The following is a 20,268-nucleotide window of genomic DNA, read 5'->3' as shown; positions in this document are numbered from 1 at the left end:
GCGACTAGCAAAGCTTGGAGAGGGAAAGACCCTCTCAACTTCGACTAACCGCCTACGCCAAGGCTTCGGCGGTAAGTCTTCGTATCTCTCCCGTAAAGGGAGAGATTTTTAGCGCGAAATCCCCGGTTTTCCGGGCCAAGCATAAAGCGAGTGCAAGAAAATGAAACTGAACGAAATCAAAGATAATGAAGGTGCCCGTAAAGGCCGTATGCGCATCGGGCGCGGTATCGGTTCGGGCAAGGGCAAGACCGGTGGTCGTGGCCAAAAGGGTCAGAAGAGCCGTTCGGGTGTCGCAATCAAGGGCTTCGAAGGCGGCCAGATGCCGCTTCACATGCGCTTGCCGAAGCGTGGCTTCAATAATCCGTTCGGCAAGGATTTTGCCGAAGTCAATCTGGGTATGATCCAGAAGTTCATCGACGCCAAGAAGCTCGATGCCAAAGGCACGATCGATCATGCTGCACTCAAGGCCGCTGGCCTGGCTCGCGGTGGCAAGGACGGCGTGCGTCTGCTGGCCAAGGGTGAGCTGAAGACTAAGGCGAGTTTCGCTGTCGCTGGTGCATCCAAGGCGGCTGTTGCTGCGGTAGAAAAAGCCGGCGGCAATGTGGAAATCCTCGCGGCCAAGCCTGAAGCCAAAGCCGAGTAATCGATCAAGACTTGTCAAGCAGACCCCGCATGCCGATATGGCGTTGCGGGGTTTTGCTTTTCTGGCCGATAGAGGTGTGAATAACCTTGGTTTGAGGCTCTGATAACTCGACAGTTCGGGGCAGGGCGGCTAGAAGCGAAGCGAATTGATGATGATCAGCTTTTTACCGATGCAATCGGGTGTAGCTGTAATCTGTAAGGTGTTTTGAAACATGGCAACACGTGCCGATAATATCGCCAGCTCTTTCAGTCTGGCAAAATTCTCGCAAGCGACCGAATTGCGCAACCGTATCTGGTTCACCATCGGCGCTTTGGTGATTTTCCGCCTGCTCAGCTATGTGCCGCTTCCGGGTGTCAACCCGACAGCATTGGCGCAGCTCGCGACGCAAACCCAGGGCGGTGTGCTGGATATCTTCAACACCTTTTCCGGCGGTTCGCTCGAGCGCATGAGCCTGATCGCGCTCGGCGTTATGCCGTACATCACCGCCTCTATCGTGGTCCAGCTGGCGGCAGCCCTGTCGCCGACACTCGCTGCGATCAAGAAGGAAGGCGAGAGCGGACGCAAAAAGCTCAACCAATATACCCGCTATGGCACTGTGGGCCTGTGTGCGGTGCAGGGCTATTTTATCGCTGCGGGACTTGAGACCTTTGCCTCTGCCAGCGGTGTGCAAGCCGTGGTTGATCCCGGCTTGACCTTCCGTATCGGCGCGGTGATTTCGCTGGTTGGTGGCACCATGTTCCTGATGTGGCTGGGTGAACAGATCACCAGCCGCGGCATTGGTAACGGCATCTCGCTGATCATTATGGCCGGTATTGTCGCGCAGATGCCGACATTTGTGTCGCAAATGTTCCAACAGGGCCGCGAAGGTACCATCTCTGCCGGTCTGATCATTGGCATCATCGTGATGATTGTCGGTCTGATCGTCTTCATCTGCTTTATGGAGCGGGCTCAGCGCCGGGTGCTGATCCAATATCCCAAACGCGCGCAACAGCGTGGCGGCATGCAGGCGGACCGTTCGCACCTGCCGCTCAAGGTCAACACCGCTGGTGTGATCCCGCCGATCTTTGCGTCATCGCTGCTGCTGCTGCCGCTGACGATCAGCCAATTTGCCGGTAACAATGTCGATACCAGCACAACCTGGGGTTCGGTGCTGCAGACGCTCAACTCGACGCTGCAACATGGCCAGCCGGTCTATATGACGCTTTATGCCGTCGGCATTATCTTCTTCTGCTTCTTCTACACCGCCGTGGTGTTCAATCCGGAAGAGACAGCAGATAACCTCAAGCGCAATGGCGGTTTCATCCCCGGCATCCGTCCGGGCAAGAACACCGCCACCTATCTCGATTATGTGCTGACGCGCATCACCGTGGTCGGTGCCGCCTATCTCGCCTTTGTCTGTGTGCTGCCAGAATATGTCATCGCGCAGACTGGCATACCGCTCTTCTTCCTGGGCGGCACCAGCTTGCTCATTGTGGTGAATGTGACGGTTGATACCGTGACCCAGATCCAGAGCCACTTGCTGGCGCACCAATATGGCGACCTGATTAAAAAGGCGAAACTGAAAGGCCGACTGCGCTAGGTTAGAATTGCAGATCGTCCAAACTGATAATCGCTGCACAAAATAGGGGTAGGGTAAGTGAATATCATCCTTTTGGGGCCTCCGGGCGCAGGCAAGGGTACGCAGGCACATAAGCTGGTTGAACAGCGCGGCATGGTGCAATTGTCGACAGGCGATATGCTGCGCGCCGCGGTGAAGGCGCAAACGCCGGTTGGTCTGAAGGCCAAAGCGGTTATGGATGCAGGTGAACTTGTGTCGGACGATATTGTCTCGGCGCTAATCGGCGATGCGCTCGATGCGCTGGATGCTGACACCGGCGTTATCTTTGACGGCTATCCGCGTACTGCCGCACAGGCGCATTCGCTTGATGAGATTCTCGAAGAACGCGGCCGCGCGCTGCACCATGTTGTCGAGTTGGAAGTCGATGTTGACGCTCTGATCGATCGTATCACCGGCCGCTTCACCTGTGCAAATTGTGGCGCGGGCTATCATGATCGGCACAAGCTGCCCAAAGTAGAGGGCGTGTGTGATCGCTGCGGCAGCACCGAATTCAAGCGCCGCCCCGATGACAATGAAGAAACCGTGCGCACCCGCATGGAAGAATATCGCGCCAAGACCGCGCCGATTCTGCCGATCTATGAAGAGCGCGGCATTGTCAGCCGGGTCGATGGCATGGCTGATATGGACAGCGTCAGCGCCTCCATCGCCAAAGTCCTCGACAGCTGAGCCGCGACTTCCTAGGCTCTCCGCATAAAGAGACAGGGAGGGGAGTCCCATGCGTTTTGCCATTTTGATCGCGGCCATCGCTGCTGCAACCGGCTTTCCAGCCTATGCCGAGCCAGAGAGCGTTGAGGCTTTCGGCTTTGTAACTGCTCATGAGGTCGAGGTCTCGACTGATCCCGACGAGACATTTGCGATGCTGCGCACACCGGATAAATGGTGGTCAGCAGAGCATAGCTGGACCGGCGATGCGTCTAATTTCTATATGGGCAGCCAGGCATCCGGCTGTTTCTGCGAGCAGATCCCGGCAGACGAACCCGATGGCCTGCGCGGCAGCGTCGAGCATATGCGCATTGTCTTTATCCAACCGGGCAAGATGCTGCGCATGACAGGCGCATTGGGCCCGCTGCAATCCGAGGCGGTGGACGGCACCTTGACCGTTACTCTCGCCCCAACCGATGCCGGAACCAAAGTGAAATTCGAATATGTCGTCGGCGGCTATATGCGCCTGCCGCAGGACGTTATCGCAGGTGCGGTGGATAGCGTGATCGGTGAACAGGCGTCACGTTTTTCTATGGCATTGGGACCAGTGGTCGATGCGCCGGAGAGTGATGGTGAAGAGGAAGCAGCCTCTCCTGAGGATGAAACTTCCGATGACGCCGATGACGAGGATGAAGCGCCAGCATCGGACGATTCTGAATAGTCGCACTTGCCGAAGTGCGAGTGGCGAATCCATACTAGCCATTTAACCGAAACACGCTAATCTTCCGCATAGTGCAGCGAGTCACAGCATGACGACTCGCTTAGAGGTATCAAAATCAGGGTCGCTCAAAACCATGCATTTTGCAGGAGGGGCAGACCATGGCAGTATCCGATCACGTAGATCTCGAAACTTTTATGGCCGGTGTGCAGAAGCGCAATCCGGGCCAGACCGAATTTATTCAGGCTGTGCAGGAAGTTGCGCAGGATATTTTCGACTTTATCGACGACAAGGAAGAATATCACGAAGCGCAGATATTGCGGCGTATTGCCGAACCGGATCGTGTGGTGTCATTCCGTGTCTGCTGGGAAGATGACAATCACAATATCCGCGTTCAGCGTGGCTGGCGGGTGCAAAACAACAATGCCATCGGCCCCTATAAGGGCGGCATCCGTTTTCACCCATCGGTGACCGAAAGCGTTCTGAAATTCCTCGCCTTTGAGCAGACCTTCAAGAACTCGCTTACCGGCCTTCCTATGGGCGGTGGCAAGGGCGGTGCAAATTTCAATCCGCGCGGCAAATCGGACAGCGAGGTGATGCGCTTCTGCCAGTCCTTTATGACCGAACTTTATCGCCATATCGGCCCGGATACGGACGTGCCTGCGGGTGATATTGGGGTTGGTGCGCGTGAAATTGGCTATATGTTTGGCCAGTATAAGCGGATCACCAATCGCTGGGAGGGCGTCCTGACTGGCAAGGGCGTAGAATATGGCGGCTCGCAAATGCGGCCTGAAGCCACCGGCTATGGCGCGGTGTATTTTCTGCAGGATATGCTCAACCATGCCGGGGAAGATGTTGAGGGCAGAACCGTGATCATCTCCGGTTCGGGCAATGTCGCCACCCATGCTGCCGAAAGGGTAACCCAGCTTGGAGGGAAGGTGCTGACCCTTTCTGATAGTGGCGGCTTTATCCATGATCCCGAAGGGATTGATCAGGAAAAGATTGATTGGGTGAAACATCTCAAAACCGTCAAACGCGGCCGGATCAGTGAATATGCCGAGGAGTTTTCCGGCGCGAGTTATCATGAGGGTGAACGGCCCTGGGGCGTGGAGGCGGATTTGGCGCTTCCATGTGCAACCCAGAATGAACTCAGCGGTGACGAAGCCAAAACAATGGTCGACAATGGCATACGGGCGGTTTCCGAAGGCGCGAATATGCCGACGACACTCGAGGGTGTGCGCGTCTTTCATGATGCAAAAATCCTCTACGGCCCGGGTAAAGCGGCCAATGCCGGTGGCGTCGCCGTTTCCGGTCTGGAGATGAGTCAGAATGCCGAGCGCATTAGCTGGAACCATGAACGACTGGGGCAGATGCTGAATGAGTTGATGGAAGGCATCCACGCCAAATGCGTCGAATATGGCGATCAGGGTGATGGCTATGTCGACTATGTTAAAGGCGCCAATATCGCAGGCTTCAAAAAGGTTGCCGACGCGATGCTGGCTTATGGGGTGGTATAACCATAAAGCCCCTCCTCTGAAGAGGAGGGGAGATTATCGCTTTGCTTGTGCACTGGGCCGATGTTAGCGCTGCCTAATGAAAACTCGCAAACTGCGCAAAAAGCTGAAAAAGCCGCAGGATATTGGCTGGTGCGAATGCGTTGATCTGCCGGGTCTCGGTCTTGAGCGGATCAAAGCCAAGATTGACAGCGGTGCAGCGACATCCTCGATCCATGCCACCCGGATCAGGCCAGTCGAGGTGGACGGCGAACCGCATGTCGAATTCTGGTTTCGCGCGCATAAGGGCGAGCGCGCCAAACGCTATCGCGCGCCGGTACATGCCATGCGCAAGGTCAGAAGCTCCAATGGCCAGAGCGAATTTCGCTATGTCATAGAAACGACCATGCAGCTTGGTAAGCTCCACTGGCTGGGGCATCTCACACTGGCGAATCGCGGCCGCATGACCTTTCCCATTTTGATCGGTCGCAGGGCGCTGCGCCGCGGGTTTCTGGTGAATTGCCGCAAACGCTATATGCTGGGCCCGCCGGAGGAGAGTGATCGATGAAAATCGCCATGCTGGCGCGAAACCCCAATCTCTATTCGCACCAGCGTCTGGTAGAAGCCGCCGACCAACGCGGGCATGAGCTACACATTCTCAATACGCTGCGCTGCACGATGAACATCACATCACATCGGCCGAGCATCCTTTATGATGGCCAGCCCATGACGGGTTTTGAGGCGGTGATTCCGCGTATCGGCGCTTCCATCACCCAATATGGCCTCGCCGTGCTGCGCCAGTTTGAGATGATGGGGGTCTGGCCGCTCAATGAAAGTGTCGCTATTGGCCGCAGCCGGGACAAGCTGCGCTCGATGCAGATTTTCGCCAAATATGGCCTTGGCCTGCCGGTGACGGCGTTCGCGCATGATCCGAAAAAGACCGAGGAGGTGTTGAAAATTGTTGGGGGTGCGCCGGTTGTGATCAAGCTGACTGAGGGCACACAGGGTATTGGCGTGGTTCTGGCGGAAACCGACAAATCGGCGAAATCGGTGATCGAGGCATTCCGCGGCGCCAATGTGAACATCCTGGTGCAGGAATTCATTAAAGAGGCGGGTTCGAGTGACCTGCGCATATTGGTGGTTGGAGGCAAGGTGGCGGCGTCGATGATGCGCACCGGGGCTGCAGGCGATTTCCGCTCCAATCTGCATCGCGGCGGCTCTGCCAAGCCGATAAAGATCACCCCGGAAGAACGTTCCACTGCCGTGCGTGCGGCCAAGGTGATGGGACTGAATGTCGCAGGGGTTGATATCCTGCGTTCCAATCATGGCCCGGTGATTATGGAGGTAAACAGTTCGCCGGGGCTGGAAGGTATCGAACATGCCACCGGGAAAGATATTGCCGGAAAGATTATCCAGTTCATCGAGGCCACGGCGAAACCGGGCCGAACCAAGACCAAGGGCAGGGGATAGTTTGCATTAGTAGGTTTCTATCTAGGGCGAGGACCTATCAAATCCGCTGAATCTCTGTTCTATTTACAGTGCCATTGTCTCGTCGGCCCCGCGCAGGCGGGGCCAAGGCTTTCTTTTTGACTCACGCAAAGACGCGAAGGCGCAAAGAAGGTTCTGATTTGCGCTACATCTTCGTGTCTTTGCGTCTTTGCGTGAAACTAGACTCTTTTTCATTTAGATTGAAACACGTCATTGCGAGCGTAGCGAAGCAATCCAGGGTAACCCGCGCTTGCTCTGGATTGCCGCGTCGCTTCGCTCCTCGCAATGACGATTCAACATGACTGAAATCGACTCTATAGCCCTGGCCCCGCCTGCGCGGGGCCGACGAAAGCACGTATAGCGATGACCTTAGTAAATTTTCAGCTTACCAAAAATATGCTCGAGGCGAACGGGATCAAAAAAAGTTCAGCGCGAATAGGGGCGTGCTGGATGGGTGGTGGATTTCAGCAAGGGTTTCTCTTCCAGTTCGCCATCATCCATAATCTTGTCACGCATTTCATCGCGTTTTTCGTGGATGGAGGCGAGGACTGGCCCCATGCCAATGCCGAGGTCGACCAGTGCAGCCTCTGATATCTGCAGCGAGCTTTCCAGCGTCTCCGGCACCGCTACACTGGCCCCGGCACGATAGAGTTCGGCAGCATTATCGGTGTCACGTGCACGGGCGATGATCGTTAGTTCTGGGACCCAGCCGCGTACCCGTTTGACGATGCGCGCAGCCAGTACCGGTTCATCCATCGTGATAATCAGCGCGCGTGCGTGGCCGAGCTGCAAGCGGTCAATAATCTCTGGGCGTGAGACATCACCGTACAGAATATCATAGCCGTTACGCCGACCACGCGCTACCATATCAATATTGGAGTCGATGGCGATATAGGGCTGCTCATGCTTGTCGAGCATGTCGGCGACCATGACGCCGACGCGACCAAAGCCGAAAATCACCGAGCGATCGGCAGTTTTGCCTTCCTGTGCCTCAGGCTCCTCGCTGGTGGCCAGTTCGACCCGGCGGGCAATATCATGCCCAAGCCGTGCCAATAGCGGTGTGATGGTAAGGCCGATGGCGGTGACAATCTGCCAGAATTGCGCGGTTTCGGGGTTGATCAACTTGGCCGTTGCTGCAGCGGCGAGGACGATCAATGTGGTTTCCGACGGACTGGCCATTAATACGCCTGCTTCGGTCGCCGTGCCTCTGGCGGCACCGGCAAAGCGAAGCAGCAATCCTGTGACCATTGCCTTGATCAGTACGACACCGCACACGGCAAAGAGCAGGCTGTCCCAGTTTTCCGCTATCACCCTGAGGTCGATGCTCATGCCCACGGTGATCAGGAAGACGCCCAGTGCGAGCCCTTTAAACGGCGCGGTTATGACCTCGACTTCACCGACATATTCGGTTTCGGCGATCAGCAGCCCCGCCAAGAGCGCGCCGACAATCGGGGAAAGACCTATGGAACCGGTGGCAAGGCTGGCGACAATCACCACCAACAGGCTGGCCGCAAGAAACAGTTCGGGGCTCTTGGTGCGCGCGGCCTGAGCGAAGAGTTGCGGCAGAAGCAGCCGCCCGAGCAGCATCATGCCGATGATCACGAAAGTGCCGACCAGCAGGACATTGACCAAGCCTGTCCAGCCATCGCCATCCGCCGCAGCCTGTGGCGCAATCGCGCCGAGCAGGAAGATGATCGGCACAATCGCGACATCCTCAAACAGCAACATCGCCAGCGCCGCCTTGCCCACAGGCGAGCTGGTGCCTGACATGGGCAAAACCAGAGCCGTGGAGGAGAGGGCGAGGGCAAGACCTAAGCCTAATGCACCTTGCCAGTTTTGTGCCGTGATGAGGTTAAGCGCGATGGCGATCAGCAGGCCGGATATTACCAGTTCGGCCGCACCCACGCCAAAGACCAGCTTGCGCAACGCCCAGAGCCGCTTGAAAGACAGCTCCAACCCGATCGAGAAGAGCAGTAATATGATGCCGAATTCGGCGAAGGGCGCAATCGGTTCGGTATCGGAAATAGTGACATAACTGAGCCAGCGATAGTCGTCGGTCAGGCTCCCCAAGCCTGATGGCCCGACCAGTATCCCGACTAGGATGAAACCGATAATCGGGGTGATGCGAAAGCGGGCAAAGGCGGGAATAACGATGCCCGCAGCGCCGAGAATAACCAGCGCTTCGGACATGCCTTCAATTTGCAATTCACCTGCCATGGCAGTGTTTTGCCCCAAATGTGCAATTTTGTGAAATGTTTAAGTATGGGCGCGGGCGGAGAAAGATAATGTCTCCCTCCCCTTCAGGGGAGGGATTAAGGGAGGGGGATGTAAACTTGTGCAGCGCTTATGGAACGCCCCCTCTCCCTTCGCCGCTTCGCGGCTCTTCCCTCTCCCCTGAAGGTGAGAGGGCTATTGGCTTATTGCCAGTTGCCCATTTCCTTCTCGAGATTCTGGACAATCGCCTCGAAGAACTGGCCTGTCGTCATCCAATTTTGATCGGGGCCGATCAGGATGGCGAGGTCCTTGGTCATATCGCCATTTTCCACCGTCTCAATGCAGACGCGCTCAAGGGTTTCGGCAAAGCGGACCACATCGGGGGTCTCGTCAAACTTGCCGCGATACATCAGGCCGCGGGTCCAGGCGAAGATCGACGCAATCGGGTTGGTCGAGGTCGCCTTGCCCTGCTGGTGCATCCGATAGTGGCGGGTGACGGTGCCATGTGCCGCTTCGGCTTCCACAGTCTTGCCATCGGGCGTCATAAGTACCGAGGTCATCAGGCCGAGTGAACCAAAGCCCTGCGCCACAGTGTCGGACTGCACATCGCCGTCATAATTCTTACAGGCCCAGACGAACTTGCCATTCCATTTCAGCGCCGAGGCGACCATGTCGTCGATCAGTCGGTGCTGATACTCGATGCCAGCTTTGTCAAACTGTTCCTTGAATTCACTCTCGAAAACTTCCTCAAAGAGATCCTTGAAGCGGCCATCATAGGCTTTCATTATCGTGTTCTTGGTCGAGAGATAGACCGGCCATTCGCGATTAAGGCCGTAGTTCATCGAAGCGCGGGCAAAGTCGCGGATCGAGTCATCGAGATTATACATCGCCATGGCGACGCCCGATGACGGGAACTGAAACACTTCCTCATCAATATTGGTGCCGTCTTCACCTTCAAACACCAGACGCAGCTTGCCGGGGCCGGGCACGCGGAAATCGGTGGCTTTATACTGGTCACCAAAAGCGTGACGACCGACAACGATCGGATCAGTCCAGCCAGGAACCAGGCGCGGCACATTGTCGATGACGATCGGTTCGCGGAACACCACGCCGCCGAGAATATTGCGGATCGTGCCATTGGGCGACTTCCACATTTTTTTCAGGTCAAATTCCTCAACTCGCGCCTCATCCGGGGTGATGGTGGCGCATTTGACGCCGACGCCATGCTCGCGAATGGCATTGGCTGCATCCACGGTGATGCGGTCATTGGTCTCGTCGCGCTTTTCGACGGACAAATCATAATATTTCAGGTCGATATCGAGATAAGGCTCGATCAGGCGTTCACGGATCCACTGCCAGATGATGCGCGTCATTTCATCGCCGTCAATTTCAACGACGGGGTTTTTCACCTTGATCTTTGCCATGTGTGTCTTTCCTGAAAATAGAGCCTAAAAGGGGTCTTTAGGGAGGGGATGTGACGTGTGCCCGCCTCTTAGCAAAGCCGCGCCATTTATCAACTGTCGCTGCGTGGAATTTGCGTATCGGTTGCAATAAGGCGGATCAATGACTGTTGTAACCGCATGAAACAGTGATTATGGCGCAGCCATGGCAAATGAAATTCTCGATAATCGCGGCAATGGTCTTACCGAGTGGCGTTTCCCTCCCGTGCATCCGGAAGGGCGCAAATTTGCGGTTATTGCCGGAGCTATTGCTCTTGGCTTCTTTCTTTTGGGCTGGAATATCCTGGCTTGGCCGATGGTTGGCATTACCGTTTGGGTGGCGGCGTTTTTCCGTGATCCCAAGCGGGTGACGATTGATCACCCGCAGCTCATCACTGCCCCGGCTGATGGTCTGATTACCCTGATTCAGGAGGTTGTGCCGCCAGCCGAAATCGCCGGGCCGGATGGATTGGGGGACGACCCGCTGGTGCGTGTCTCTATCTTTATGAGTGTGTTTGATGTCCATATTAATCGTGCACCGATTGGCGGCACGGTGAAGCGGGTGGTCTATATTCCGGGCAAGTTTCTCAATGCCGATCTCGACAAGGCGAGCGAGGATAATGAGCGGCAGCATTTCCTGATTGAGCGTGATGACGGGATGCGTGTCGGCTTTACCCAGATTGCCGGGCTTGTGGCGCGGCGGATTGTACCGTTTGTCAAGGATGGTGACGTTGTCGCCATTGGCCAGCGCGTGGGGCTAATTCGTTTCGGCAGCCGTGTAGACATCTATCTGCCGAAGGGCACCTTGCCGCGCGTCGTCAAAGGCCAGCGGACAGTTGCCGGTGAAACGGTAATGGCCGAGATTGCCGCTGCACCGCAGTTGACGGGCATCAGTCAATAATGCCAGCATCGCGCTAATGGCGAAAAAACCTCCTGCGGATCGATTGTCGACGCGTTTGCGCGATCGTCGCTTGCGTCTGCTCCAGCGGCGGCGTGGCTTGTCCCTGCGCGCGGTTGTGCCCAATGGCGTTACGGTGCTGGCCATGTGCTTTGGCCTTACCGCAATCCGTTTTGCTTTCGCCGAGCAATGGGCGATGGCCGTGGGAGCCATTGTTGTTGCGGGCGTTCTCGATGGCATGGATGGCCGTATCGCGCGGCTAATGAATGCGCAGAGCCGTTTCGGTGCCGAACTGGATTCGCTGAGCGATTCTATTGCTTTTGGTGTCGCGCCTGCGCTGGTGCTCTATCTCTGGTCTTTACAGGATTTGCCCAAATTTGGCTGGATCATTGCCTTGACCATTGCTGTAGGATGCGCCTTGCGACTTGCGCGATTCAACGCGCAGATTGATGTTGATGAGCAGCCGCATAAATCAGCGGGCTTTCTCACAGGTGTGCCGTCCCCGGCAGGGGCAGGTCTGGCATTTCTGCCGGTTTATCTCTGGCTCATCACCGATGATCCGCTTTTTCGCGAGACCTGGATTGTTGGCCCTTGGGTAGTCCTAATTGCGTTTCTGATGATCTCAAATGTTGCGACGTTCAGTTGGTCGTCATTGCGGCTGCGGCGGAATATCAGGCTGGAAGCGATCGCGCTTGTCGGCTTGGTTGGCGCTGCGGCGATTACAGCCCCTTGGTGGACACTGACCGGGATCAGCATATTCTATATTGGCCTCATCCCATTTGGCATCATAAGCTATGCCAAGGCGAAAAGACGGCAGGCCACAAAAGACCAAGAACCTATCGATCAGGCGGCTTCGGAATAAATATCCATCCGCGGGTCATTGGCGATGGTGGCATAATCGCGAAAATTGACCGGGATGATAGTATTTGCCTCACCGTTAAGGGCAGGGGCAAGCGGCGCCACAACAGGTTGGGCATAATGGCGCACCGATATATTGGCAGGGCGCGGCATAATATCATTGCCAGCTAAAGTGCGCTTTACCGCCGCACCATGTTCAGCCCAGCTTGCTATTACAGCATAGGCCGCGAAAATCAGTGATCCGGTAAAAAATGTTGCAATCAAAAAACCTGCCATATCTCTATCCCGTCCGCTTCCTGATGCCTTGGGGCATTATCTGTTCCAGTTTATCCACAGCCTGTGGTTAAGGGCCCTTGTTGCTAGTAATTCGTGACATTCGGTAAAACGTTACGAATCACTATGTTCAATTAATGTTCTCTATTGTTCACATCATGTTCTCTTCGTCAAGGGCTAAATGATTTGTCCTTTAAGTTTGCCATTGATCCTCCCGTTCACGGGGAGGTGGCAGCGCGTAGCGCTGACGGAGGGGGACATCCACTTGCGCTGCGCGCAGCGGCTCGCCCCCTCCACCACCTTCGGCGGTTCCCCTCCCCATGAATGGGGAGGATTTTGCCGCAAAAAAATGCTGGATTTTCCCGTAAAAGGCGCTTAAGGGCGCGGCTATTCCACATGATGTGCAACATATTCCGGTGCCGAGCTGTTCGGTCACCCGCACATCAGAGGTTCAACCGGAAGGAGAAGACTTATGGCGGATACTACCGTCACCATGCAGCAATTGATTGAAGCCGGTGCCCATTTCGGTCACCAGACCCACCGTTGGAACCCGCGGATGAAGCCATATATTTTCGGCTCCCGCAACGGCATCCACATTATCGACCTGTCTCAGACCGTGCCGCTTTTCGCGCGCTCGCTTGAATTTGTGTCGTCCACCGTCAAGGCAGGCGGCAAGGTGCTGTTCGTTGGCACTAAGCGTCAGGCGCAGCAACCTATTGCTGAAGCAGCCCGTTCCTGCGGCCAGCACTTCGTCAACCATCGCTGGCTCGGCGGCATGCTGACCAACTGGAAAACCATTTCCAACTCGATCAAGCGTCTGAAGTCGCTGGAAGAGCAGCTGGGCGGCGACACCTCGGGCTTCACCAAGAAAGAAGTCCTGCAGCTCACCCGCGAGCGCGACAAGCTGGAGCTGTCACTCGGTGGTATCCGCGATATGGGCGGTATTCCCGATGTCATGTTCGTGATTGACGCGAACAAGGAAGATCTGGCGATCAAGGAAGCCAATGTTTTGGGCATTCCGGTGATTGCAATCCTCGACACCAATACCGATCCGACGAATATCGCATTCCCGGTTCCGGCCAATGATGATGCCAGCCGTGCCGTGCGTCTTTACTGCGATGCGATTGCGGCAGCGGCCAGTCAGGGCGGTGCCAATGCCGCGGCAGCCAGCGGCGAAGATCTGGGCGCAGCGGCTGAACCGGCTGCTGAAGCGATCGTTGCCGAGCCTGCACCTGAAGCCGAAGCGGCACCTGCTGAGGCGGCTCCAGCCGAAGCTGAGCCTGCAGCAGAAGCCCCGGCCGAAGCTGAAGCAGCCAAAGCTGAATAAGCGATCAAAACCGGAGCGAGTGTTTTGCGCACCGCTCCGGCCTCGCATTACGCGAAACTGCAATAGTTGCCCGCTAAGGCGCGGGCACTCTCTTAGTGCAACATATCTCACGGTCCATCTGGGCCGCATGACACAATCTGAAGGATATAGATCATGGCGATTACCGCTGCTGCCGTAAAAGAACTGCGTGAGCGCACTGGCGCTGGCATGATGGACTGCAAAAAGGCGCTGGCCGAAACCAATGGCGACATTGAGGCTGCCGTTGATTTTCTGCGTGCCAAGGGTCTTGCTGCAGCGCAGAAGAAATCCAGCCGTACCGCGGCGGAAGGCCTGGTTGGCGTTGCTGTCGACGGTACCAAAGGTGTTGCAGTTGAGGTAAACAGCGAGACCGACTTTGTTGCCAAGAATGAGCAGTTTCAGGATTTTGTTCGCACCGTGACCGGTCTGGCGCTCGAACATGGCGAAACCGACATGGATGCGCTCAAGGGCTTGGACTATCCCGGCGGCGGCACGGTTGAGGAAAAGCTTACCAACAACATCGCCACCATTGGCGAGAACCAGTCGCTGCGCCGCGCCAAGATGGTGTCGGTAAGCCAGGGCGTTGTTGTTCCCTATATCCACAATGCTGTTGCCCCGATGCTCGGCAAGATCGGCGTGCTGGTTGCGCTGCAGGGTGATGCGCCGACCGACAAGATGGAAGAGCTGGGTCGCCAGTTGGCGATGCACATTGCTGCCGCCTTCCCGCTGGCGCTGACTGCGGATGATCTCGATCAGGAAGTTCTCGAGCGCGAGCGCGCTGTTGCTCGCGACAAGGCCGCTGAGTCCGGCAAGCCGGACAATATTGTCGAGAAGATGGTCGAAGGTGCAGTCAAGAAGTTCGCCAAGGAAAATGCGCTTCTGAGCCAGCTCTTCGTGATGGACAACAAGACGCCGATCGCTGACGTCGTCGCTGCTGCGGCCAAGGAAGCCGGTGGCTCGATCGAACTGGTCGATTATGTCCGCTACCAGCTCGGTGAAGGCATCGAGAAAGAAGAAAGCGATTTCGCCGCAGAAGTAGCCGCTGCTGCGGGCAACTAAAATGTCTCCCTCCCCTTCAGGGGAGGGATTAAGGGAGGGGGCTGTAAGCTAGACGCAGCGCTTGCGGAACGCCCCCTCTCCCAACCCTCTCCCCTGAAGGGGAGAGGGCTTTTTTATAGCCTTCGCGCTCTTCGCCTCTTCGCGGCCTTCGCGAGAAACGACTATATTGCAATCAATCGCTTGGCAGGGGCGTGGCCACTGACTATGGAAGTCAAAACCTGCCGCTCATTCATTCAGGTCCAGAAAGTCCCATATGACCCAGAAGCGCTTCAACCGTATCCTGCTGAAACTCTCGGGCGAAGCCCTGATGGGGGATGGCAATTTCGGCATTGATCCGGAAACGGTGCAGCGCATGGCGCTGGAAGTGAAGGCAGCCAAAGAAGCCGGTCATGAAATCTGTCTTGTCATTGGCGGCGGCAATATTTTCCGGGGCATGGCGGGCGCGGCCAAGGGTATGGACAGGGCGCAGGCCGATTATATGGGCATGCTGGCTACCGTGATGAACGCGCTGGCGATGCAAAACGCGCTGGAGCAGCTAGGTGTGGATACCCGTGTGCAATCAGCCATCCAGATGGATCAGGTATGTGAGCCGGTTATCCGTCGCCGTGCGCTGCGGCATCTGGAAAGAGGTCGCATCGTGATTTTCGCTGCTGGTGTGGGCAGTCCATTCTTTACCACCGATAGCGGCGCCGCCTTGCGTGCGGCGGAGATGCAGTGCGATGCGCTGCTGAAGGGCACCAGTGTCGATGGTGTGTATGACAGCGATCCCAAGACCAATCCCGATGCAATACGCTATGACAGCGTATCCTATAGCGATGTTCTGGCCAAGGATTTGCGCGTCATGGATGCCAGTGCGGTTGCGCTGTGCCGTGATAATGGCATACCCATTGTTGTCTTCTCGATCCGTGATCAGGGCAATCTGGCCAAGGTGATGGCGGGCGAAGGTGTAGCGACAGTTGTCGAATAAATCTGGCGTCGAATAACGGCCGCACATACAAGAATGATTTGAGAAAGCGAACGATATGGCAAAATATGACAAGGCTGATCTGGAGCGCCGCATGAATGGGGCCGTTGAAGCGCTGAAAGGCGATCTGTCCGGTCTGCGGACAGGCCGTGCCAATGTCGCGCTGCTCGATCCGGTGCAGGTAGAGGTTTATGGCGCCAATATGCCACTCAATCAGGTGGCTACCGTCAGCGTGCCAGAGCCGCGTATGCTGAGTGTGCAGGTGTGGGACAAGGGCAATATGACGCCGGTGGAAAAGGCTATTCGTGCGGCTGGTCTGGGGCTTAACCCGATTGCTGACGGTCAAGTGATCCGCCTGCCTATCCCGGACCTTACCGAAGAGCGACGCAAGGAACTCGCCAAGCTCGCTGGACAATATGCTGAAAAGGCGCGTATCGCCATTCGCAATGTAAGACGCGATGGCATGGATGCGTTGAAAGCTGATGAAAACAAAAAAGAAATCAGTGAGGATGAGCGTAAGCGGCTTGAAGATGAAGTCCAGAAGCTGACCGACAGCATGATCGCCCAGGCCGATGAAGCCGCCAGCGACAAAGAGAAAGAAATCCTCTCCCAGTGACCGATCGTCGCGGACATAGTCGCGACGAAAGCCGCCCGGAAAACCATGATACGCATCATGGCGGGTCTGCCTTGGACAGCAGTGTCAGAATAGCCGAGCCGACGCACCAGCAAAAGGCAGCCCATGCCGAAGGGCAGTCGGGGCAGGACTACGGTGTACGCCATGCCGCGATCATCATGGATGGCAATGGCCGCTGGGCCAAAAAGCGCCATTTGCCGCGCGCCATGGGGCATCGTGCTGGTGTCGAGGCAGTGCGCAAAACAGTGCGCGCCGCGCGTGATCTCGGCCTGGAAGCGATGACGCTTTATGCCTTTTCTTCGGAGAACTGGAAGCGTTCCGAGGAAGAAGTCAGCGACCTGATGGGGCTACTGCGCCACTATATCCGCAACGATATTGACGAATTTGTCAGCAATAATGTGCGGCTGCATGTCATCGGCAATTATCGTGCGTTGGCCCCCGATATTGTGGAAATGATTGAGGACGTACTCACGCGCACCAAAGATAATGATGGCACCTCTTTAGCGGTGGCGCTCAACTATGGCGGGCAAGACGAGATTGTCCGCGCGGCGCGTACCGTGGCGGCAAAGGTCGCCAATGGTGAGGTGGATGCCGAAGCAATTGCAGTTGAGCATATCGGCGAAGCCTTGGACACGGCCGCATTACCGCCGCTTGACCTGATCATCCGCACCTCGGGCGAGCGGCGCCTTTCCAACTTCCTGTTGTGGCAATCGGCCTATGCCGAGCTATATTTCACCGACACGCTCTGGCCTGATTTCACCCCCGAGCATCTGCGCGAAGCATTGGAAGACTTCCGCAGCCGTGACCGCAGATTTGGTGGACGGTAAGACTGTGCAGGAGGGTATTGCGACAAAGAAGACGTCTGATCTCGGCGTCCGTGCGCTGTCCGGTATCGTTATGGTCGCCGTTGCCGGACTGGCCTTATGGGCGGGCGGCTTGCTCTTCTGGATGTTGTGCGCACTGGTCGCTGGCGTTGTGCTGGTCGAATACTGGTCGCTGGTCGATAAGTTCGCACAATCGGGCAGCGCGCGTTTTCGCTGGATGGCGTTTGGCATTTTCTATGTCGGACTGGCGGCGATAGCTTTGGCCTTTTTCCGGCTGAAAGAGGAAAGCGGTCTGGAGGCGCTGATGCTGATCTGCGTGGTGATAGCCACCGATGTTGGTGCCTATTTTGCCGGACGAGCCATTGGCGGCGCTAAACTCGCGCCACGGATCAGCCCGAACAAGACTTGGGCCGGTCTAATTGGCGCAATGATTGCGGCGACGATTGTCTGGACCGGATATAATATCCTGACCGATGGCCAGTCTTTACGCATCGCGCTGATCAGTGGTCCGTTGATGGCGATAGTAGCGCAAATGGGCGATCTGTTTGAAAGCTGGATGAAGCGCCGGGCAGGGGTGAAGGACAGCGGCACATTGATCCCCGGCCATGGCGGCGTTTTTGACCGGGTTGACGGCATGTTGGCGGTTTTCTTCGTGATCGGCCTCACGCACATTACCTTTATCTGGAGTTATTTTGCATCGTGAGCAGCGCACGCACTATTTCGATTTTCGGCGCAACCGGCTCGGTCGGCACATCGACGCTCGATCTGGTTCGCAGCAACCGCGATGCCTATCGCGTCGAGGTCCTGACGGCGCATCGTGATGTCGACCAATTGGCTGCGCTGGCAAAGGAGTTTGGCGCCGAGCTCGCGGTTGTCGCCGATGAGAGCAAGCTGGGCGATCTGCAATCTGCGCTAGCGGGTTCGCAAGTCGAAGTGGCGGCAGGAGAGGGCGCACTGGTGTCCGCTGCAGATCGCGAAGTTGACTGGACGATGGCAGCGATTGTTGGTTGCGCCGGTCTTGCGCCTACGATGGCTGCGCTGAAACGCGGCAAGTGCGTTGGCCTGGCCAACAAGGAATCTCTGGTCTCTGCCGGCGCATTAATGACCGATGTTGCAGGTAAGAGCGGCGCACATCTCCTTCCGGTCGATTCGGAGCATAATGCTATTTTTCAGAGCCTTGCCGGCAGCAGTATAGACGATGTCCGCAAGATCACCCTGACCGCCAGCGGTGGCCCTTTCCGCGGACGCACCCGCGATGAATTGCAATCGGTGACACCTGAACAGGCGGTAGCGCATCCCAATTGGGATATGGGTGCAAAGATCAGCGTCGACTCCGCAACGATGATGAACAAAGGCCTGGAACTGATTGAAGCGCATTATCTTTTTCCGGTGGGCCTCGATAACATCGAGATACTTGTTCATCCCCAATCGGTCATTCACTCGATGGTCGAATATCATGACCGCTCGACCATCGCACAACTGGGTTCACCCGATATGCGCATCCCGATTGCCAGCGCTCTTGCATGGCCGCAGCGGATGGAAACAGATTGCGCTCCGCTCGATCTTGCCACCATCGGCCAGCTAGACTTTATGGCACCCGATGAAGAGACTTTCCCGGCAACGGCAATGGCGCGCGCGGCAATTTCCGCTGGCGGTGCGCGGCCTGCGATGCTCAATGCCGCGAATGAGATTGCGGTCGCCGCGTTTCTTGATCGCAAGATCGGTTTTCTCGACATTACCCGGGTTGTGGATGAGGTGCAGCAAAGCCTAGACTGCGCAGCACCGGCGAGCATAGAGGATGTGCTGGCAATAGACAGCGAGGCGCGTAAGGCCGCTACGGCACGGACTGACCTTATTGCTGCCTAAATTTTGCGCCAGTTGCACTTCATTCCATCTTTTTGCTTATGCGATTTTTGAAAAGGCTGAACCCCTAAATGGAAAATCCGAGTTTCTTATTTTCTGTAGGCGCATTTCTGCTGCTTTTGGGGCCGCTCGTTTTTATCCACGAGATGGGGCATTATCTGGTCGGGCGTTGGTGCGGGGTGAAGGCCGATGTCTTTTCCATCGGCTTTGGACGCGAAATTTTCGGATGGAATGACAAAAGCGGTACCCGCTGGAAAGTCTCGATGATCCCGTTGGGCGGATATGTGCAATTTGCCGGTGATATGAACCCAGCCAGTCAGCCCGATGCGGATATGAGCGATCTGTCGGAAGCCGAGCGCAATCAGACTTTTCAGTCCAAAACATTGTTGCAGCGCGCAGCGATCGTTTTCGCCGGCCCTGCGGTGAACTTCCTGTTCGCCATTCTGATCTTTGCTGGTTTTGCGCTGATTTACGGTAATGTGGTCACGCCACCGCTGGTGGAAAATGTTGAGCCGGGCACTGCTGCTGCGGAATATCAGTTGGAAGAGGGCGATCGCATTCTTGCGATTAACGGCGAGGACATAAGCTATTTTGAGGATATTCGTCAGCATGTCATGCCTTGGCCCGGCGCTGCGGCGACCCTGTTAATTGAGCGCGATGGTGTGCAATTGGAAAAGCAGATCGAACTGGGCACCGCCTATGCAGAAGATCGTTTTGGCAACAAAAGCCCCTATGGCCTTTTGGGCATCGCACCCCCGAAGCAGATCATTGAACCGGTCTCGCTGATTGAGGCACCGGGCTATGGCGTCGAGAAGACCATCAATGTCGTGAAGCTCATGGTTACCACATTGGGCCAGATCATTACTGGCACACGTTCCATCAAGGAAATGGGCGGTGTCCTCAAAATCGGACAGGTGTCGGGTGAGCAACTGGCAGCCGGTCCGACAAATTTCATCAATCTGGTGGCTTTGATCTCAATTAACTTGGGGTTCATTAACCTCCTGCCAATCCCGATGCTCGATGGCGGCCATTTGCTGTTCTATGCGATTGAAGCTGTGCGTCGTCGGCCTCTCGGGCCGAATGCAACCGAATGGGCCTATCGCTTTGGCCTGTCCTTTGTGCTGTTGTTTATGGTGGTTGTAACGGTGAATGACTTGTTATCTTTTCGGCTCTTGGGTTGAAACATTGGTGGGGTTGATGCAGAGGGGCTGGCGAGAGGGCCGCCTGCAGAGATGTAACGCTCAAACAGGGCAAGTGGGATTATTGGGGTTAATTTGGTGAATTCACGTAGATCG

At 56.2% G+C, this 20,268-nt stretch carries 20 protein-coding genes; 17 read left to right on the top strand and 3 right to left on the bottom strand.

All coding sequences use genetic code 11. The annotated features are described in order from the left end of the window. The first annotated feature begins 160 nt into the window (after positions 1 to 160). The 7 genes from rplO to rimK all read left to right on the top strand — a co-directional run bounded on the left by rplO (position 161) and on the right by rimK (position 6,584). Positions 161 to 643, top strand: a complete 483-nt coding sequence (gene rplO, locus RB602_RS10875; RefSeq protein ID WP_317080595.1) for a 50S ribosomal protein L15 — start codon at positions 161 to 163, stop codon at positions 641 to 643. Positions 644 to 854: 211 nt separating this feature from the next. Next, entirely contained in the window at positions 855 to 2,222 is a 1,368-nt protein-coding gene (gene secY, locus RB602_RS10870; RefSeq protein ID WP_317080594.1) for a preprotein translocase subunit SecY, read from the top strand. Positions 2,223 to 2,279: 57 nt separating this feature from the next. Further along, positions 2,280 to 2,927, top strand: coding sequence for an adenylate kinase (locus tag RB602_RS10865; protein ID WP_317080593.1), 648 nt, complete (start codon positions 2,280 to 2,282; stop codon positions 2,925 to 2,927). A 49-nt stretch (positions 2,928 to 2,976) separates the two neighbouring features. Continuing rightward, a complete protein-coding gene (locus RB602_RS10860; RefSeq protein WP_317080592.1) occupies positions 2,977 to 3,624 on the top strand; it encodes a hypothetical protein in 648 nt (215 codons plus the stop codon). 158 nt (positions 3,625 to 3,782) lie between these two features. Beyond that, positions 3,783 to 5,138, top strand: coding sequence for an NADP-specific glutamate dehydrogenase (gene gdhA, locus RB602_RS10855; RefSeq protein WP_317080591.1), 1,356 nt, complete (start codon positions 3,783 to 3,785; stop codon positions 5,136 to 5,138). Positions 5,139 to 5,214: 76 nt separating this feature from the next. Further along, positions 5,215 to 5,682, top strand: coding sequence for an ATP-dependent zinc protease family protein (locus tag RB602_RS10850; protein WP_317080590.1), 468 nt, complete (start codon positions 5,215 to 5,217; stop codon positions 5,680 to 5,682). Continuing rightward, on the top strand, positions 5,679 to 6,584 hold the full coding sequence (gene rimK / locus RB602_RS10845) for a 30S ribosomal protein S6--L-glutamate ligase (protein ID WP_317080589.1): 906 nt from the start codon (positions 5,679 to 5,681) through the stop codon (positions 6,582 to 6,584). Before RB602_RS10850 ends, rimK begins: the two co-directional genes overlap by 4 nt. Positions 6,585 to 7,028: 444 nt before the next feature. Here rimK and RB602_RS10840 read toward each other — a convergent pair whose 3' ends face one another. Next, on the bottom strand, positions 7,029 to 8,819 hold the full coding sequence (locus tag RB602_RS10840) for a cation:proton antiporter domain-containing protein (protein ID WP_317080588.1): 1,791 nt from the start codon (positions 8,817 to 8,819) through the stop codon (positions 7,029 to 7,031). Between the two features lie 200 nt (positions 8,820 to 9,019). Next, a complete protein-coding gene (locus tag RB602_RS10835; protein ID WP_317080587.1) occupies positions 9,020 to 10,240 on the bottom strand; it encodes an NADP-dependent isocitrate dehydrogenase in 1,221 nt (406 codons plus the stop codon). A gap of 181 nt (positions 10,241 to 10,421) precedes the next feature. On the opposite strand from RB602_RS10835, the gene RB602_RS10830 reads away from it, so the two are divergent. Next, positions 10,422 to 11,156: a phosphatidylserine decarboxylase gene (locus tag RB602_RS10830; protein ID WP_317080586.1), complete on the top strand. Its 735-nt coding sequence runs from the start codon at positions 10,422 to 10,424 to the stop codon at positions 11,154 to 11,156. A gap of 16 nt (positions 11,157 to 11,172) precedes the next feature. Continuing rightward, positions 11,173 to 12,015 (top strand): CDP-alcohol phosphatidyltransferase family protein, encoded by an 843-nt coding sequence (locus tag RB602_RS10825; RefSeq protein WP_317080585.1) that lies wholly within the window; start codon positions 11,173 to 11,175, stop codon positions 12,013 to 12,015. On the opposite strand, the gene RB602_RS10820 is transcribed toward RB602_RS10825, so the two are convergent. After that, positions 11,997 to 12,287: a hypothetical protein gene (locus RB602_RS10820; RefSeq protein ID WP_317080584.1), complete on the bottom strand. Its 291-nt coding sequence runs from the start codon at positions 12,285 to 12,287 to the stop codon at positions 11,997 to 11,999. The two genes, RB602_RS10825 and RB602_RS10820, sit on opposite strands and share 19 nt — an antisense overlap. 469 nt (positions 12,288 to 12,756) lie before the next feature. Here RB602_RS10820 and rpsB point away from each other — a divergent pair, with 469 nt between their 5' ends. The 8 genes from rpsB (at position 12,757) to rseP (ending at position 20,154) form a co-directional block, all read left to right on the top strand. Further along, entirely contained in the window at positions 12,757 to 13,611 is an 855-nt protein-coding gene (gene rpsB, locus RB602_RS10815; RefSeq protein ID WP_317080583.1) for a 30S ribosomal protein S2, read from the top strand. A 150-nt stretch (positions 13,612 to 13,761) separates the two neighbouring features. Continuing rightward, the gene (gene tsf / locus RB602_RS10810; protein WP_317084508.1) at positions 13,762 to 14,688 is read left to right on the top strand and encodes a translation elongation factor Ts; all 927 of its coding nucleotides are present in this window, start codon (positions 13,762 to 13,764) and stop codon (positions 14,686 to 14,688) included. A gap of 253 nt (positions 14,689 to 14,941) precedes the next feature. Continuing rightward, the gene (gene pyrH, locus RB602_RS10805) at positions 14,942 to 15,655 is read left to right on the top strand and encodes a UMP kinase (RefSeq protein ID WP_317080582.1); all 714 of its coding nucleotides are present in this window, start codon (positions 14,942 to 14,944) and stop codon (positions 15,653 to 15,655) included. A 55-nt stretch (positions 15,656 to 15,710) separates the two neighbouring features. Beyond that, complete coding sequence (frr, locus tag RB602_RS10800) at positions 15,711 to 16,268, top strand: ribosome recycling factor (RefSeq protein WP_317080581.1); 558 nt, start codon at positions 15,711 to 15,713, stop codon at positions 16,266 to 16,268. 176 nt (positions 16,269 to 16,444) lie between these two features. After that, the gene (gene uppS / locus RB602_RS10795; protein ID WP_317084506.1) at positions 16,445 to 17,113 is read left to right on the top strand and encodes a polyprenyl diphosphate synthase; all 669 of its coding nucleotides are present in this window, start codon (positions 16,445 to 16,447) and stop codon (positions 17,111 to 17,113) included. Continuing rightward, entirely contained in the window at positions 17,088 to 17,813 is a 726-nt protein-coding gene (locus RB602_RS10790; RefSeq protein ID WP_317080580.1) for a phosphatidate cytidylyltransferase, read from the top strand. The genes uppS and RB602_RS10790 overlap by 26 nt, the downstream gene beginning before the upstream one ends. Beyond that, positions 17,810 to 18,976 carry a 1-deoxy-D-xylulose-5-phosphate reductoisomerase gene (locus tag RB602_RS10785; RefSeq protein WP_317080579.1) on the top strand — a complete coding sequence of 389 codons (1,167 nt, stop codon included), beginning with the start codon at positions 17,810 to 17,812 and terminating at the stop codon, positions 18,974 to 18,976. The genes RB602_RS10790 and RB602_RS10785 overlap by 4 nt, the downstream gene beginning before the upstream one ends. Before the next feature lie 68 nt (positions 18,977 to 19,044). Continuing rightward, the gene (gene rseP, locus RB602_RS10780) at positions 19,045 to 20,154 is read left to right on the top strand and encodes an RIP metalloprotease RseP (protein WP_317080578.1); all 1,110 of its coding nucleotides are present in this window, start codon (positions 19,045 to 19,047) and stop codon (positions 20,152 to 20,154) included. Positions 20,155 to 20,268: the final 114 nt, after the last annotated feature.

Source organism: Parasphingorhabdus sp. SCSIO 66989 (assembly GCF_032852305.1).
Taxonomy (GTDB): domain Bacteria; phylum Pseudomonadota; class Alphaproteobacteria; order Sphingomonadales; family Sphingomonadaceae; genus Alterisphingorhabdus; species Alterisphingorhabdus coralli.
This window is presented reverse-complemented; position numbering and strand designations above follow the sequence as displayed.